Source organism: Budvicia diplopodorum, assembly GCF_009800925.1.
Taxonomy (GTDB): Bacteria; Pseudomonadota; Gammaproteobacteria; order Enterobacterales; family Enterobacteriaceae; genus Budvicia; species Budvicia diplopodorum.
In genome coordinates this window covers 24,482-42,096 of the sequence record NZ_WOYF01000011.1, presented here as the reverse complement: position 1 = coordinate 42,096, position 17,615 = coordinate 24,482, and the positions used below count along the sequence as shown (strand labels likewise).

At 49.3% G+C, this 17,615-nt stretch carries 14 protein-coding genes; 1 reads left to right on the top strand and 13 read right to left on the bottom strand.

The features are described 5' to 3' along the window. Nucleotides 1-32: 32 nt before the first annotated feature. The 13 genes from ndk to trmJ all read right to left on the bottom strand — a co-directional run bounded on the left by ndk (nucleotide 33) and on the right by trmJ (nucleotide 16,649). Nucleotides 33-464 (bottom strand): nucleoside-diphosphate kinase, encoded by a 432-nt coding sequence (ndk, locus tag GVI43_RS10975; RefSeq protein WP_159566903.1) that lies wholly within the window; start codon nucleotides 462-464, stop codon nucleotides 33-35. Between the two features lie 298 nt (nucleotides 465-762). After that, on the bottom strand, nucleotides 763-3,090 hold the full coding sequence (pbpC, locus tag GVI43_RS10970) for a peptidoglycan glycosyltransferase PbpC (RefSeq protein WP_159566902.1): 2,328 nt from the start codon (nucleotides 3,088-3,090) through the stop codon (nucleotides 763-765). A 124-nt stretch (nucleotides 3,091-3,214) separates the two neighbouring features. Further along, nucleotides 3,215-8,155, bottom strand: a complete 4,941-nt coding sequence (locus tag GVI43_RS10965; RefSeq protein ID WP_159566901.1) for an alpha-2-macroglobulin family protein — start codon at nucleotides 8,153-8,155, stop codon at nucleotides 3,215-3,217. A gap of 344 nt (nucleotides 8,156-8,499) precedes the next feature. Next, a complete protein-coding gene (gene pepB / locus GVI43_RS10960) occupies nucleotides 8,500-9,795 on the bottom strand; it encodes an aminopeptidase PepB (RefSeq protein ID WP_170324327.1) in 1,296 nt (431 codons plus the stop codon). Nucleotides 9,796-10,009: 214 nt separating this feature from the next. Further along, a complete protein-coding gene (gene iscX, locus GVI43_RS10955; RefSeq protein WP_159566900.1) occupies nucleotides 10,010-10,210 on the bottom strand; it encodes a Fe-S cluster assembly protein IscX in 201 nt (66 codons plus the stop codon). A gap of 54 nt (nucleotides 10,211-10,264) precedes the next feature. Then, a complete protein-coding gene (gene fdx / locus GVI43_RS10950) occupies nucleotides 10,265-10,600 on the bottom strand; it encodes an ISC system 2Fe-2S type ferredoxin (RefSeq protein ID WP_108901591.1) in 336 nt (111 codons plus the stop codon). Between the two features lie 2 nt (nucleotides 10,601-10,602). Then, nucleotides 10,603-12,453, bottom strand: coding sequence for a Fe-S protein assembly chaperone HscA (gene hscA / locus GVI43_RS10945; RefSeq protein ID WP_159566899.1), 1,851 nt, complete (start codon nucleotides 12,451-12,453; stop codon nucleotides 10,603-10,605). Nucleotides 12,454-12,465: 12 nt separating this feature from the next. Next, complete coding sequence (hscB, locus tag GVI43_RS10940; protein ID WP_159566898.1) at nucleotides 12,466-12,984, bottom strand: co-chaperone HscB; 519 nt, start codon at nucleotides 12,982-12,984, stop codon at nucleotides 12,466-12,468. Nucleotides 12,985-13,122: 138 nt separating this feature from the next. Then, nucleotides 13,123-13,446: an iron-sulfur cluster assembly protein IscA gene (iscA, locus tag GVI43_RS10935; RefSeq protein ID WP_130593012.1), complete on the bottom strand. Its 324-nt coding sequence runs from the start codon at nucleotides 13,444-13,446 to the stop codon at nucleotides 13,123-13,125. A gap of 24 nt (nucleotides 13,447-13,470) precedes the next feature. After that, nucleotides 13,471-13,857, bottom strand: a complete 387-nt coding sequence (gene iscU, locus GVI43_RS10930) for a Fe-S cluster assembly scaffold IscU (RefSeq protein WP_159566897.1) — start codon at nucleotides 13,855-13,857, stop codon at nucleotides 13,471-13,473. A 55-nt stretch (nucleotides 13,858-13,912) separates the two neighbouring features. Further along, nucleotides 13,913-15,127 (bottom strand): IscS subfamily cysteine desulfurase, encoded by a 1,215-nt coding sequence (locus tag GVI43_RS10925; protein ID WP_159566896.1) that lies wholly within the window; start codon nucleotides 15,125-15,127, stop codon nucleotides 13,913-13,915. 48 nt (nucleotides 15,128-15,175) lie between these two features. Next, nucleotides 15,176-15,679 (bottom strand): Fe-S cluster assembly transcriptional regulator IscR, encoded by a 504-nt coding sequence (gene iscR / locus GVI43_RS10920; protein WP_159566895.1) that lies wholly within the window; start codon nucleotides 15,677-15,679, stop codon nucleotides 15,176-15,178. Nucleotides 15,680-15,878: 199 nt separating this feature from the next. Next, complete coding sequence (gene trmJ / locus GVI43_RS10915; RefSeq protein WP_159566894.1) at nucleotides 15,879-16,649, bottom strand: tRNA (cytosine(32)/uridine(32)-2'-O)-methyltransferase TrmJ; 771 nt, start codon at nucleotides 16,647-16,649, stop codon at nucleotides 15,879-15,881. A 132-nt stretch (nucleotides 16,650-16,781) separates the two neighbouring features. Here trmJ and suhB point away from each other — a divergent pair, with 132 nt between their 5' ends. After that, the gene (gene suhB, locus GVI43_RS10910; protein WP_159566893.1) at nucleotides 16,782-17,585 is read left to right on the top strand and encodes an inositol-1-monophosphatase; all 804 of its coding nucleotides are present in this window, start codon (nucleotides 16,782-16,784) and stop codon (nucleotides 17,583-17,585) included. Nucleotides 17,586-17,615: the final 30 nt, after the last annotated feature.

Below are 17,615 nucleotides of genomic sequence, written 5' to 3'. Positions count from 1 at the left end.
ATACGAACCCTTTGATTATCGCTATATTTGACTTAACGAGTACGTGAATGCACTTCGTCTTCACTAAAGAAATAGGCAATTTCACGCGCAGCAGACGCAGCAGAATCAGATCCATGAACCGCATTCTCAGTTAGGCCATCGGCGTAGTCTGCACGCAGCGTACCGGCTAAAGCATTTGCTGGATTAGTTGCCCCCATCAAATCGCGATAACGTTGAATGGCGTTGTCACTTTCCAGTACCTGAACCAATATCGGTCCCGAAGTCATAAAATCCAGCAGGCCGTTAAAAAATGGTTTTCCATCATGCTCGGCATAAAAACCCGCAGCCTGTTCGCGGGTAAGATGCAGCATCTTAGCGCCAACAATAATAAATCCTGCACTTTCAAAACGAGAATAAATAGAACCAATCGCGTTTTTAGCCACCGCATTTGGTTTTAAGATAGATAAAGTACGTTCGGCAGACATGTTCACCTCATATGTAGCATACATATATGTGTTTTATATTTTATTAGATAAAACATTGTAGAATAGGTAATTCGCGGCTAATTATACGAAGAGATATTCACCTTGACCATCTTGAATGTAACATTTTCTTAAAATAAGCTCATCTTATTATACATTTTTCGATCTGCTACGCATTCATCATGATAAACCAATTTGATAGACAATAAATTTCCGATACTTATCGCGTTAAATTATCAATAAAAAATGCGACGGGTAGCAAAACCCCGTTGCCTTTTCTTCAATTGCTCAGTGAATGGCGCTAGTCTAGAACAAAACTTACGCTATTCACCTGCCCGCTCTCATCTAATACGCTAATTTGGTACTTACCGGAGTCAGTCAGTGTCTTAACCAGTGGCTGAGCCTCTTCGGTTTCAGCGACCGCTTCACCGTTAATAAACCACCAGCGTTTCCCCCGGCCACCTTGAGTATCCAAGCGAAGATCGAGGGATTTCACCCCCGGTAAACGCCTCAGGGTAGCGCCTTCCTTAACGCCCAATAGTAATAAAGGCGGGCTCATATCATGACCGATAGGTGGGCAATTTTCATCGCGCGAAGGCAAGCGACTCTCTTTGCGCTCAGATAACGGTAACCAGATTTCAAGCGGCGTAGGCCATAAGGCAATACGCTGTTTAATCGTATCGCTGCAGTCAGGTGCTACCCGCTTACCTTCCGCGTTAACCCATAGGTTCAACCAACCGCCAACGCCGCTATCTTGCCCGGGAGCGGATAAGGTTGGCGGAATGGTACCGTCCAAAATCCACGCCTGACGCCGTTGGCGGCAGTTTGGATCGCCAGCTTCAAGGCTTTGCCCCTGAGGCCAACAAATCACGGCCCTGCCAACTGAATCAGGCCGGGGATCTTTAGGCCACGTCCGGGCAGTCTGAGCGCTCCGGTTAACCAATAGATTATTCACTTGATGCAAGATAGGCACGGCCGTTGCGTAACCAAACTGGCCAGCTACCGGCGTTCCATCGGGTCGGCCAACCCAAATCCCAATCAGATAGCCACCGTTCATACCGATAGTCCATGCATCGCGGTAACCGTAGCTGGTACCTGTCTTCCAGGCCAAAGGCGTAATGTCGGATATCTGGTTATCCGCCACCGGGCGCGCCTCACCGGCTAATATACGGCGAACAATCCATGCCGATCCGGGCGAAAGCAACGGGCGTTCAATCAACGGATCCTGTGGGCGATAGCGAAGCGCAGCGACTTTACCGTGGCGCACAAAAGCGCTGTAAGCGCTGACCAGCTCATCCATACGCATTCCGGTTCCCCCTAGTATCAACGAAAGGTTAGGCTCGCTGTTAAGAGGGAAACGCAGGGTAATGCCGGCATTGCGCATATTGCCGGTAAAACGCTTAGGGCCGTAGGCTTCTAGCACCTGTACTGCGGGCAGATTCAGTGACTTAACCAAAGCATCGGACGCGCTTACCGGCCCGGTAAATCCGGTATCGAAATTTCCAGGGCGATAGTCACCAAACTGACGGGGAACATCCTGCAATAAAGATTCAGCATGGATCAGTCCGTCATCCAGCGCCATACCATAGGCAAAGGGTTTTAACGTTGAGCCGGGAGAACGCCAAGCGGTCACCATATCCACATGACCAAACCGGCTGGTATCGTTAAGATCCACTGAACCAATATAGGCTTTTACCGCCATCGTTGAGTGTTCAACCACCAGAATACCCATCGAGGTATTGTCCGGTAGCTGGCTCTTCCAGCCCATCACCATATCTTCAAGGCGGCGCTGTAAAGAAGCATCAATCGTCGTTTCAATGACATCGGATTTACTTTCTGACAATAAGCGCCTGGCTAGTAACGGGGCTAACTGTGGGGCCTGTCGGTCAGCCAGCCACACGCTCTCTTCTTTGATCTCTTTAACCTGCTGCTCGCTCCACACACCATATTCAGCCAGTCGCGATAGCACCTTATCTCTGGCCTGCTGTGCTCTTTCAGGATAACGATCGGGCCTTAAATGACTGGGCGCCTGAGGCAATACTGCCAATAATGCGGCTTCGGAGCGCGTTAGTTCAGAAGGCGGTTTATCCAGATAGGCCCAGCTTGCCGCCCCGATACCCTGTAAAGTTCCACCATAGGGTGCCCGGTTAATATACATGGTAAGAATCTGATCTTTACTGTAATGCCATTCAAGCTGAAGGGTACGAAAAACCTGACGTAGTTTACCGGTAAGCGTGCGGTCATGGGGTTCTATAAGCCGAGCAACCTGCATTGAAAGCGTACTGCCACCGGAGATAATTCGTTGGTGGGTGAGGTTTTGCCACAGTGCCCGACCGATTGATAACGGGTTAATTCCCGGATGATCGTAAAACCAGCGATCTTCATAAGTCAGTAAAGCCTGAATATAGTACGGTGATACTTGGTCCAACGACACGGAATAGCGCCACACCCCGTCCGCATCGGCAAAGCGCCACAGTGGCGTTCCATCGTCGGATACCACGACGCGAGCCATTTGAACATTGGTATCCGGCAGTGGCCAAATTTTATCGGCGCACCATAGACCTGCGACGGTGACGGCAATCATCAACGTCAAAACGGCCAGCGACCTGCGCAGAAACCGGAAGGTCATTATATTTGAAAATATCCGACGCAATTGAAGTTACTCATTAACGTTATGATTTAAATCTGATTAAAAAGGGCGATCCTAAAATCGCCCTTCTATCACGCTAGAAAATTAACAACCGTGCCGTGAGTTACTTGACCTCTAAGCGAGCAGGCGTTGAGCCAATAGACCGCCACTCTGGCTTATACATAGATTCAACCTGAGGGGCCGGAATAGTGTAGCTACCCGGAGTCACCGCCCGCACCAAGTACAGTAACGTTACCGGATCGCCACGACCACCGTTAACCTTCACCGCAGCAACATAGCGATCGTCGCGATATTCCTGATACTGGATTTCGGCGCTTTGCATTTTACCCTGCAGCGTTGCAAGCTGACCTGCGCTATCACCAAGACTGGCGCTGCTATCTCCCAGATTCTGGTTTTCCAGTTCAAAACCGGCTGGTAGTAAATCTACCACCAGTGCGTCATTCACCTGATTGTCGGACCACAGATTTAAATGAACGACCATCAGTTGCCCGCTCTTAACCTGATTCAGCGCGACCGGAGATCCATCAAGGTTATAGAAGCTGCGTTCAAGATGTAGGTTGTTACTCATCGGAGCCGGTTGCTTCAGTGGATAACCGGTAATATCAATACGCGGATACACCGTTAATCCACCGTTATTGGTCAGGCTAATGCCTTTTGCCAGCTGATTGGCATCATAACGAGCGGAAACCGATTTGTTGTTAGCCACGTCTTTGTTTTCTGCACCCGACACGCCAACACTCCAGTCAGCAGACTGCTTGTTCAACAGATCCCGACCGGCCAGATAAACCGCGTTACGTTCTTGAGTCGAGAGATAGCGTTCAGACACCAGATTATCAGACAGCGCCATCAGAACGCTGCCCTGCTGTTCTGGCAATAAGTGATATTCGTTAAGCAACGCCAGGATTAATGCGTTATCCCGCAGGTTGCTGCCGTAATCACCCAGCCATACGTCACGCTTAGCTCCGCCCTTAGAGACGCCTTGCTTGATAGCCTGAGTGGCTTTTGGCATATCACCCATAAGCTGCAGAGCGACCCCTAGCTGAACCAGAGGTAAACCCGACATCGCTTCTTCCCGGCGGTCATACAGTTGACGAAGAGCGCCTAACGGAGCCTGCTGCTGACGAGCTAACACCAAAGCAGCATAGGCCTGAACGGCAAAGCGCGATGCTTCAGCGGTTTTGTCGTTTTGGCTGTAACGGGTTTCGATCTGGTTGCGATCCTGCAGGTAACGTAACAGGCGCTGATTAGCTTTATTCAGCGCGTTTTCCTGAACTGAATAACCCTGTTCACGGGCACGGGTCAGGAAGTCAGTCACATAAGAGGTCAGCCAGTATTCTTCATAGCCTTGTTTGTCCCACAGGGCAAAGCTACCATTTTCTTTTTGCATACCCAGCAGGCGTTCAATACCGATGTCAATATTTTTACGGCGAACTTCGTCGTTGTCACTCTTAATTCCTAATGCCGCTAACTGGGCCTGATTGGAATACAGCGACGGATATAGCCCGCTGGTTGTTTGTTCAAGGCAACCGTACGGATAGGCAAACAGCTCACGAATGTGCTGAGCAACGTTCAACGGTGGCGTACCGGTTAAGGTCATCTGCCCTTCAACGGTTGAAGTAGCCAGACCCTGTAGCGCATCTGACGGTAACGCCCAGCTTTGCCCTGAGCTTAACGTCATGGCATAGCTGTTAGTCTTGGCTGGCGCTGCGGGGCGAACGCCCAGAGTCCAGTGGCGGGCAACAACGGTGGTTGGTTCGCCCGGTAAAACTAGCCCGGTCACATTAACCGCAATATCGCCCTGACCAAAACCGTTTAACGCTTCAACCGGTATGCTTAAGGTTTTACGTTCGCCTTTGGCTAACTTCACGTTCTGAGTTGCTGCACCCGTTTGCTTAATCAATCCATGAGTGGCAACGCCGACGGTCAACGTTTGCTCTGAATCGGTCAAATTACTGAGGTCGAGGGCGAGTATGCTGCGGTCGCCATTCGCAATAAAGCGTGGCATAGAGAGTTCAGCGATCAATGGTGCAGCAACAATAATCTTACTTTCAGCACTACCGAACTCTTCATCGCTCCAAGCCTGAGCCATCAGACGAAGTTCACCGTTAAAATCAGGGATAGGCAGTTGGATTTCACCTTCGCCTTGGTCGTTCAGCACCACCGGCACGGCCTGCTGTGCAACAATCTGCACGACGGTTACCGGTTTTTTACCGCCACGAGACAGGGCATCGTCTTCACCATCACCACCAAAACTTAGCTTGGCAGCCTTACCCTGACCTTCAATCAATTGGCCATAAATATCCATCTGATCGACGCTATAGCGCTTACGGCCAAAGAAAGCGTCATACGGATCTGGCGTAACAAAACTAGTAATGTTCAGCACGCCGCTGTCTACCGCAGACAGCAATACATTAACGGATTTCGGTAATTGACCGTCCTTGATTGATGCTTTTGCTTTGACCGTCAGCGTTTGATTCGGGCGCATACGCTCCGGCGTGCTGAGGGCTAATGAAATCTTACGGTTAGCATCAATTAATGGTAAATGCAGTAGACCAACGGCGCGCTTTGGCGTGGCCTGTAAATTTTTATCGCCCGGACGAACGATTAGCGCACTGATGTACAGATCGTGGCGGTTCCACTCTTCATTCACCGGCACGTCAAAGTCGGCACCACCGGCAGGAACGTCAATCTCTTTCCACCATAGCGGGCCATCGCTGGATTCCAGCATCAGGTAACCTTTACCGGCAGTTGGCGCTTCAACGTTAAGCTTAACCTTCTCTCCCGGCCTGTAGGCTGGTTTATCTATCTTCAGCTTAACCTGATCGGGCCTTAGTGCTCCGGTACCATCGGTATTATCCTGCCAGCTATAACCGGCCCAGAAACGCAGGCTACTGGTTACACCGGTGGCCGGGTCTTCAACTTCAATGCGATAAGAGCCCCACTCAACCGGATAGCTGACTTTCAGCACCTGATTGGCGGTAACGCTTTTGGTTTCCTGAGATACCACTAAATCTTTCTGATCGTACTGTGAGCTCCAGCCACCGTCAGATGACCATTCCCAATAGTAATCGCGACGTTCACGAATTAAGCGCACGTTCAATGAGGGCGCCGCCAGCTTATTACCGTTGGCATCCGCATACACCACGTCAAAACCGGCTAGGCTATCAGAGTCAACCGTGAACTGTGGCTTATAGCTATTAGACTTATAATCATAAGTCTCTTTTTTATTAAACAGAGGGCGGATACCCGGCATGGTTTTCGCTGGCCAAATAGCCTGCTCAGCCCGACGGGTTACCGGGCGACCGCCCGACTCCATCAGGCTAGCCTGAATCACAACCTTAAGCGGTGATTTCACCTTATCCCAAGTACTTGGAAGAGTAACGCTAGTCAGGCCGCTTTCATCCAGCTTAAGGTCAAACTCGTCCAGAGAACGGAATCCATCGGTTTCGAGTATTGAACCAAATTCGTAGCCCGGAAGCTTAGCTACCGCTTCTCTCGCAGGGCGCAGGAACAGTTGGCCTTGAAGGCGGTTACCCGAGGCTGGCGCACCGTATAAATAGCGACCGGTCGCATCAAAGGTGATTTCCTGCGTAGGTGCAACCGGTTCGTTTTCAACCGATTTCAGCTCCAATGCCATGCGTTCCGGCATAAAGTCTTCGACTTTAAACTTGTAAAAACGCGGCTGCTTATCGCCTAAGTTAAAGCGTAGTGACCATACTCCGGTGGGTGCTCCGGCCGGAATTTCATATTGGTACTGATATAAGCCTTTGTTTGGCTGCCAGACAAAGCTGCGGGTAACTTGGTTATCGGGCTTTAGAATATCGACTTTAATCGGCTGGTCTGGTAACCCGGAGCCGTCCGCATCGCGCAGTAAACCGTTAACGATCAGCGTTTCACCGGGGCGGTAGAGATCCCGGGGACCAAATGCAAAAAACTGAGTGGCATACCCTTCAGGGCCTGCGATATCAAACTCTGACAGATCTAACGCTGATTTAGTCAGATCGATCATGCTGGTTTGCCCATCTTTTGTGGCCAGCATGACCTTCGCTTTTACATCTTTGATCAACTGGGCATGGCCGTCTGAAGAGGTTTTAACCTGAGCAAGTGAGTTACCTTTTTCATCAAAAATCTCGATTTTGACGTTTTCAATCCCCTTCCCGCCGTCCAGCGCCTGAGTGAACACATCAAGACGATCGTGATAACGATGCAAAGAAATACCAATATCGCTTAAAGTAAAAATCGTGACTGGATTGCTGTACTGATAAGCACCGGCCTCGCTCATAACCGCCAGATACACACCCGGCTGGTTAAGCTCTTTGATGCCGTTTAGCGGTAGCAAGATCTGTTCACGCGTATTGCGCTGTGGATTCAGATCAAAACGGCCGGTATAAGCCAGCGTGGCTTTTTTCAGAAACTCACCGGACTCCCAATAGCTTTTAGCGCCAGTTCCTTCCCATTCAGCCAGAAAATCGGTCAGGGCTTCAGGCTTAATGCGAAAAAAGTTAACGTCAACTTTATTGATGTTTAGAGCAATAACCGGCAATCCGCTAATAACCTTGCTCGGCAACAGAGAACCTCGGCTGGCAAAACCAACGGATGGTTCGATATCACGGGTAGTCAGTTTTTTTTGTAATTCATTACCCAACTTAGCGCCGTTAATACCAACAAGATTCTTGTCAACGGTCAGGATCAGCTTACGGCCAGGTTCCAAATGACGAAGACGAAGCTCGGTTTTACTATCAGAGAGCTCCCATGCACCATCAACCTTACCGCTTGTTTCATCAACCAGATGCAGCAGAGAAGCAAACATCTGATCTGATGCAACAGGAATGGAAAACGTAACCACCATGGCGCTAGCGCCATCCAGCTGAACTTCAGAAGCGTCCAGTATAGAAAATGCTTTACCGGCATAGCGCTCAGCCGTCTGTTCAGTCGTTTTGGACGCGGGTTGTGAAACGGCGTAAAGCGGTGTCGAAACTAACCCAAGGCAGGAGGCAAAAAGTAAACCTTTTAGCCACATAAAATCAGAATTTCCCTGACGCATAAGCGATTCTCTCTGAAAATGATTGGGTAAAAACAGGTAAGTGATAATGCTAGCTCGGTAACAATACAAATCATACTTAACCGCTGTGTATCTGGAAAGACAAACGATACATAAAGGCATTAACTTTTGCTAAAAGTCGGCACTATTGGCAATAGTGGTTTACTCCGGCGTTTAAATCTGGCCGATCGGCCTTAAGAATGAGTATGGCTATAAAATGCAGGATTGGATTGCATACCGCTGACAATTTCATCCCTGAGTGCTCATTCCAAAGCGCGTCGTTATGCCTACATTCAGGCTAATCCTAATGGATTGGCCTGAATAAATTAACTAATAACTTGATAGCGTTATTTAGCTTTTTGTAACAGAAGATTAGCAATAGCCCTTACGCCTAGACCGGTAGCTCCGGCGGCCCATTGCTCTACGGCACCCTTACGGTAGGTTGCCGAACAGTCAATATGCAACCAGCCTTGCTGATAGTGCGTCACGAAGTGAGACAAGAAGCCAGCTGCGGTACTGGCACCTGCGCTATAGGCCGCTCCTGCCATATTATTGAGCTCTGCAAAATTAGACGGCAACTGGCTGCGATGAAATTCCGCCAGCGGCAAGCGCCAGAATGGCTCATTTTCACTGGCCGCGCAGGCCAATAGCTCATTGGATAGTTCATCATCAAAGCTCAGCAGCGCATGATAGTCATTTCCCAGCGCAGTTTTAGCCGCGCCGGTCAGCGTTGCACAGTCAATAATAAACTGAGGATTTTGCGCTTGTGCATCAATCAGGCCGTCGGCCAGAACCAAGCGCCCTTCCGCATCGGTATTCATCACCTCAACGGTTTTTCCGTTGCGATAACGGATAATATCGCCCAGCTTAAACGCATTGCCGCTGACCAGATTGTCTGCACAGCACAGAAACAGCTTAACCCGTTGGTTTAAACCGCGGCTGACCGCCAGAGCCAGCGCTCCGGCAATGGTGGCGGCACCGCCCATATCTGACTTCATTGAGTCCATAAAAGCGCTTTGTTTCATGCTGTAGCCGCCGGAATCAAAAGTAATACCTTTACCCACCAGACACGCTAACACCGGCGCATTCGGATTGCCGGTTGGGTTGTAGTCCAGCGCTAAAAATGCAGGTTCACGATCGGAGCCACGGCCGACGGTATGGATACCCATATAGCCCTGTTCGCGCAGGGATTCACCTTTAAGAATGCGGTAGCTAACGGCGTCACAGGACAGGCTGCAGAACAGATCGACCGTACGCTTCACCAACTGTTCTGGCCCAAGGTCTTCCGCCGGCATATTGATGGTATCGCGTACCCAGTCAATAATGCTTAAACGGCGTTCTAACTCTTGTTGTTCAGTGGCTTCAAGCTCTGCCCATTCAACTTTGCGTTCACCCTTCGGCCCGCGAAATCCCTGCCAGAAACTCCAGCTACGTTCTAAATCCCAGCCTTCACCGACCAGCTTAACCTGTTTAATGCCCTGAGCGTCGAGCTTACGGCCTGCGCGCTGTACTGCTCCCAGCTTACCGTTGCCGGTCAAGTGGATGGTCATACCATCATTATTCGCGCTTAGCAGCGCTTTTTCACCCCAGACTGCTGCCGCTGGCTCATGGGAAATAGAAACAGGCATCAATTGATTAGTCATTTTGTTACTCCCGTATTTTTACTTTCTAATATTTAAACCAATATATACCCAAAATAATTCAAGACGTAGTCGCTCGGCAAAGGAAATAGCCCTCGGTCAATGAGTAGAAAAGAGACTGGAGTGACTGAAGTAAATAAGAGCGGCCAACGCACCTGCAACTTGAAGTATGACGGATATAAAGAGGGCCACCTGAAGGTGACCCGGTAGACGTCATTTACTCGGCTTCATCGAGCCAGACGAGCAAAATGGCTTCTAGTACTCGTTCATTTGAGGCTTCAGGATCGTCGTTAAAATCCTCCAGCTCACAAACCCAACGGTGCAAATCAGTAAAGCGCACCGTTTTTGGATCTACATCGGGAAATTGATCGTATAGCGCTTCACCAATTTCACGGGTACTTTGCCATGTTAAATTCATTATTCTGGCCCTTATCAAGTCAGCAATTGCCGTTTAGCGCAACGGGCTTAAGGATTAATGCTCGCGGGCATGGTTGACCGTGTAGCGGGGTAGCTCGACCACTAAATCTTCATCGGTCACTTTAGCCTGACAGCTCAAACGGCTTTCAGGCTCTAATCCCCACGCTTTGTCCAGCATGTCATCTTCCAGTTCGCTGCTTTCAGCCAGAGAATCAAACCCTTCACGCACAACACAGTGGCAGGTCGTACACGCACAGGACATTTCGCAGGCGTGTTCCACTTCAATGCCATTACGCAGTGCGGCGTCTAATATTGTTTCGCCCTCTTTAGCTTCAACAACCGCACCGTCTGGGCACAGGTCCTGATGGGGCAAAAAAACGATCTTAGGCATACTTAAACCTCATCTACAGAATGACCCGCCAAAGCGCGGCGAATGGAAGAGTCCATCCTGCGGGCGGCAAAATCTTGGGTGACTGAATCCAGCGCCTTAATCGACGCTTCGATAGCCGCAGGTTCATCGCCCTGCGCAGTAGCTTCTAATTCAATAATCTTGGTATCAATATCACTACGTTCGGCGTCGCTTAGCAGATCAGAATCACTCTTCAGGGCTGCGATCAGGCTCTCTAGCACTCTGGCGGCTTCCACTTTTTGCTCTGCCAACATACGAGCACTGATGTCGTGCTGAGCGTTAGCCATGGAATCTTTAATCATGGTTGCGATTTCATCATCGCTTAGACCATAAGAGGGTTTCACCTGAATGGAAGCCTGAACGTTGGTGGATTTTTCCATCGCCGTTACGTTCAACAGACCATCGGCATCAACTTGGAAAGTAACGCGAATATGAGCACCGCCAGCCGGCATGGCGGGCAAGCCGCGCAGAGTAAAGCGGGCCAGAGAGCGGCAATCGTCAACCAGCTCTCGCTCACCCTGCAGCACGTGCACCATCATAGCGGTTTGACCATCTTTAAACGTGGTGAACTCCTGAGCCCGGGCAGCTGGAATAGTGGTATTGCGCGGAATAATTTTCTCCACCAATCCGCCCATGGTTTCAATGCCCAGAGACAGCGGGATCACGTCAAGCAGTAACATATCGGAATCAGGCTTATTGCCCACCAGAATATCTGCCTGAATCGCAGCACCGATAGCAACAACCCGATCGGGATCGATGGTCGTCAGCGGCGTGCGGCTAAAAAACTCACCAACCATAGTACGAACTAACGGTACGCGGGTCGAACCACCGACCATCACAACCTGTAATACTTCATCAGCGGTAACGCCAGCGTCTTTTAGCGTACGGCGGCAGGAAACCAGCGACTTCTTCACCAAATGATTAATTAACGAATCAAACTGTTCACGGGTGACTTCTCCCCGCCAGTTACCGATTTTAACCTCGGTACTATCGCTCATACTCAAGGCAATCTTTGCGGCAATGGCCGTATCCAACAGTTGGCGCTGTTGCTGATGGTCGCTGTGTTCACCCAACCCAGCCTGTTCCCGTAGCCAGTCGGCCAATAGGTGGTCAAAATCGTCACCGCCGAGGGCTGAATCACCGCCGGTTGCCAGCACTTCAAATACGCCACGGCTTAAACGCAAAATTGAAATATCAAAAGTACCGCCACCCAAATCGTAAACGGCAATAATGCCTTCCTGACCTGAGTCTAAACCGTAGGCAATAGCCGCCGCCGTGGGTTCATTTAGCAAGCGCAGGATATGCAGCCCGGCTAAACGGGCGGCGTCTTTAGTACCCTGACGCTGAGCATCATCAAAATAAGCGGGTACGGTAATGACGACGCCATCAAGATCGCCACCCAAGGTTTCCTGAGCTCGTTTGGCTAATGCCGCGAGAATGTCGGCGGAAACCTGCACCGGATTAACCACACCCTTGGCGGTCACAATCGTTGGCAACCCATTTTCACTTGGCTGAAGCTGATAGGGTAAATTTGGATAACGCTGGACAACATCACTGAGGGAGCGGCCCATCATTCGTTTAACGGAGCTTACGGTATTTGAAGGATCGTCTGCCGCCTGCATGCGGGCATCCCAACCAACATCAATGCCCTCAGCCTGATAGTGAACAACAGAAGGCAAAAGATGACGGCCCCGATCGTCAGGCAACGTCTCTGCCTGCCCGCTACGGACGGTGGCAACCAACGAGTTAGTGGTGCCAAGATCAATACCGACTGCAAGCCGGCGTTGGTGCGGAGCCGCGGTTAGTCCGGGCTCGCTAATTTGTAATAAAGCCATGTTCAGTATCCGTCAGGAGTCCAGCAGCTTTTCTTCCAGCTGCTCTACTTGCTGTTGAAGCTTATCCAGAAAGCGTAGTTTACGGACTGTGTCCGTCGCTGTCTGCCAATTCTCATCGTCTAATTCGTTAATCAATCGTTCACTGCGCTGGCGGACCATTTTGTCTACCCGTTGGCTAAAACCGGCCAGTGCAAATCCCGTATCAGATTTACGCTCAATGGCGTCGAGCTCTTCACGCAGCTCCAGCTGTTCCACCAAAAAAGCCGTGTCGTGCATGGTTTGTTGCTCATTTCTTACGTCAAAGCCTTTAAGAGACAGCAGATATTCTGCCCGTCGCAGCGGATCTTTTAACGTTTGGTAAGCATCATTAATGGTTGCAGCCTGTTGGATCGATTGCAGCCTTTCGCTGTCAGGTGCGGTGGCATAGCGATCGGGGTGAAACTGGCGCTGGAGTTCTTGATAACGGACGGAGAGTGACAGAGTGTCCACAACAAAATGGATAGGCAGATTAAATAGTGTGAAATAGTCCATGACATGCTCTGATGATGATAGTTGGGCGAAGGCTCCTTTATTGCAAAGCACAGCTTAATAAAGGAGCAACCGTATAGTCAAAACTTCAAATACTCTATTTACATTACGCGTATACCGTTGATATACAACGAAAGTAGACTAGACGTTAAAACTTTCGCCACAACCACATTCACTTGAAATATTAGGGTTATTAAACTTAAACCCTTCATTCAGACCTTCTTTAACAAAGTCCAGCTCGGTACCGTCCAGATAGACCAGGCTTTTTGCATCAACAATTACCTTAACGCCTTTGTCTTCGAATACCGTATCTTCATCGTGTAGTTCGTCAACAAATTCGAGAACGTATGCCATCCCGGAGCAGCCCGACGTTCTTACTCCAAGGCGAAGGCCAACGCCTTTTCCCCGGTTAGATAAAAATGTCTGAACTCGCTGCGCAGCGCTATCGCTCATGGTAATCGCCATAACCAAACCTCAATGTTTGAATTCTTATTTGCTACTGTGCTTGTTTTTGTAATCCGCAATAGCTGCCTTAATTGCATCTTCAGCCAGAATAGAGCAGTGAATTTTGACCGGTGGTAATGCCAGCTCTTCCGCTATATCCGTATTCTTAATGGCCTGCGCCTGATCTAAAGATTTGCCTTTAACCCATTCAGTAACCAATGAACTGGAGGCAATCGCAGAACCGCAGCCATAAGTTTTGAAACGGGCATCTTCAATAATACCTTCATCGTTAACTTTAATCTGCAACTTCATTACGTCGCCGCACGCCGGTGCGCCAACCATACCGCTACCAACGGTTGGATCTTCATTGTCAAAAGAACCTACGTTACGTGGGTTCTCATAGTGTTCAATAACTTTTTCGCTATAAGCCATGATATTTACTCCTGCCCGTCACTAAGCCATCAAATGATGCCCAGTGATAAGTTAATTAGTGATGAGACCACTCAATGGTGCTGATATCCACACCCTGCTTAAACATATCCCAAAGAGGAGACAGGTCACGTAAACGGCCGATAGATCTTTTAACTAAATCAATGGTGTAGTCAATTTCTTCTTCTGTGGTAAAGCGCCCCAAAGAGAAACGGATCGAACTATGGGCTAATTCATCACTCATTCCCAGAGCGCGTAAAACGTAAGACGGCTCTAAGCTGGCAGAAGTACAGGCTGAACCAGAAGAGACGGCTAAGTCTTTCAGCGCCATAATTAAAGATTCACCTTCAACGTAGTTAAAGCTGACGTTGAGGATGTTAGCCACGCCCTGCTCAATGCAACCGTTCAGGTGGGTCTCTTCAATGTCTTTCAGACCATTCCACAGGCGATCGCGTAGCGCACGAATGCGGGCCATGTCTGATTCCATATCTTCTTTAGCAATACGGTAAGCTTCACCCATCGCGACAATCTGATGTACCGGTAACGTACCTGAACGCATACCGCGCTCATGGCCACCGCCGTGCATTTGGGCTTCAATTCTTACCCGAGGCTTACGGCGAACGTACAGCGCACCGATTCCTTTAGGGCCATAAATCTTATGGGCAGAGAATGACATTAAATCAACTTTCAATTGCGACAGGTCAATCGGCAGTTTACCAACGCTCTGAGTGGCGTCGACGTGGAAGATGATTCCGCGGCTACGGCACATTTCACCGATGATTTTGATATCCTGAACCACGCCAATTTCATTGTTGACATGCATGATTGAGACGACGGCAGTATCATCGCGCATTGCCGCTTCCAGATCTTTCAGGTCGATAATACCGTTAGCCTGTGGGGTCAGGTAAGTGACATCATAGCCTTCGCGTTCTAACTGGCGGCAGGTATCCAGCACCGCTTTATGCTCAGTTCTACTGGTAATAATGTGCTTGCCTTTCTTCTGATAAAAGTTGGCAGCACCTTTAATACCCAAGTTGTCAGCTTCTGTCGCACCTGAAGTAAATACGATTTCGCGAGGATCCGCACCAACCAAATCAGCAATTTGATTACGGGCAATATCTACCGCCTCTTCAGCCTGCCAGCCAAAACGGTGAGACCGGGAAGCCGGGTTACCAAAAGTTCCGTCAAGCGTTAAGTACTGCATCATCTTCTCTGCAACCCGCGGATCAACCGGGGTCGTTGCTGAGTAGTCTAAGTAAATTGGTAATTTCATTCTTTGCTCCGTACATTACTTCAAAATAATGCAAATAATCACTGGCGGTTAAGCGCGCAGATTGATTTTCTTCGCCTCATCGAATAAATGATGAGAGCTGGTTACCGCACCTTGAGTATCATTATTTTGGCGGTCGGCAACCTCGAGTATTTCCTGATTCTTAACCAGTTCAGCCAGCGTGATGTCATTAAGGAAACTGCTGATCCTCTCGCTGAGATCGTGCCACAGCGTATGGGTTAAGCAACGGGTACCGCTTTGGCATCCACCGTGCCCCATACAGCGGGTAGCATCGACGGATTCGTCTACCGCACTAATTACAGAGCCCACGGCGATTTCAGCGGGGCTTCTTCCTAGCAAATAACCACCACCGGGCCCGCGCACGCTGCTGACCAAACCATTTTTGCGCAAACGAGAGAACAGTTGCTCAAGATATGACAAAGAGATTCCCTGACGCTCGGATATATCAGCTAAGGGGACAGGTCCGTCTTGAGAGTGTAAAGCCACGTCCAACATGGCGGTTACTGCATAACGACCTTTTGATGTCAGTCTCATTGATAATGCCCATCTGTTAGTGAATATGTTGACAGTTTGGCATTCCCAACCATTTCAGTCAACTATTTAGTTGACTGTTTTAGTCAAGTATTATTCTGACGATTAAAACATGCCACCATGCGGCTCAAGTAGGCCAAATACAAAGCGTATTTAGCTATTGTCGCGCGTATTGTAACAATTGAAAAGGCGTTCAAGGCTATTATTTCTGCCTATTTCTGTCATCAGGGTTTTCAATGGCGCTCAGGATCCCCCGTAGGATATTTATTTCCTGACTTTCAGGGCGAGAGCGGTTAATTAAGCGACGAAGCTTATTCATCACCTGCCCCGGATGAGAAGCGCGAATAAAACCAATATTCAGTAATACGGATTCCATATGCTGATAGAAGCGCTCCAGATCTTCCGCCAATGGGTATTCTTCCTGTTCGAGGGGTAGCGGAGCGGCATTTTCGGCCTGTTGATCTAACCACGCCACCCGAATTTCGTAGGCTAAGATTTGTACCGCCATGGCTAAATTCAATGAGCTATAGTCAGGATTAGCCGGAATGGCGACATGATAATGGCACTTTTGTAGCTCATCATTAGTCAACCCGACTCTTTCACGACCAAACACCAGCGCGACCGGAGCCTGAGAGGCTTCCTGAGTCATTTTTACGCCACATTCACGGGGTTCCAGCATGGGCCACTGTAGGGTTCGGGAGCGCGCACTGGTTCCAACGACCAAGCGGCATCCAACCAAGGCTTCATCGAGCGTGTCAACGATAGAAGCCCGACCGATGATGTCACTGGCACCGGCAGCCAGAGCAATTGCCTGAGAGTCTGGACGAACTAATGGATTAACTAAATAAAGGTTGGTCAATCCCATGGTTTTCATGGCCCGGGCGGTAGAGCCCATATTTCCGGTATGGGATGTTTCAACCAAAACGATACGGATATTGTCCAATCCGGTTATCTGTGACGTAAGCTCTGACATAGGAACAAAATTCTGCGCGCTAAAAGTTGTGGGGAAGAATGGTAACACAGCCTATGTATTTTGCCGATCCTCTGATATACTTTGCGCCGTTTTATGATTCTCCTGTTCTTTAACATTTAGTGGAAGATACCCATGCATCCTATGCTGAACATAGCCGTACGCGCTGCGCGCAAGGCCGGTAACCTGATCGCCAAGTTCTATGAAACACCTGACGCCGTTGAAGCAAGTCAGAAAGGTGACAACGATTTCGTTACTAACGTTGATCGCGAAGCTGAGCATTTAATTATCGAAGTTATCCGTAAAGCTTACCCTCAACACACCATCATCAGCGAAGAATGCGGCGAACTTGTCGGTGAAGACTCGGACGTACAATGGATTATCGATCCGCTAGATGGCACCACTAACTTTATTAAACGCCTCCCCCATTTCTGTGTCTCTATCGCCGTGCGCGTTAAGGGCCGTACCGAAGTTGCCGTAGTTTATGACCCAATGCGTAACGAACTCTTTACCTCAACTCGCGGTCAGGGTGCGCAGTTAAACGGTTATCGTTTACGCGGTTCAAACTCTAAAGATCTCTCCGGTACCATTCTGGCAACCGGCTTTCCGTTCAAACTCAAGCAGCATTCAGCAACTTACATCAATATAGTTGGTAAGCTGTTCACTCAATGTGCAGATTTCCGACGTACCGGTTCAGCCGCGCTGGATCTGGCCTACGTGGCATCTGCCCGAGTTGATGGGTTCTTTGAGATTGGCCTGAAGCCTTGGGATTTTGCTGCCGGTGAACTGCTGGTTCGTGAGTCTGGCGGTATCGTGACTGATTTTGTTGGCGACCATAACTCTTACGTTTCTGGCAACGTGGTTGCAGGCAACCCGCGCGTAGTGAAGGCCCTGCTTTCTACCATTCGTGATGAACTGAGTGATGCACTGAAGCGTTAATCATTCTGTATACCGGGCAATAAACTTTCT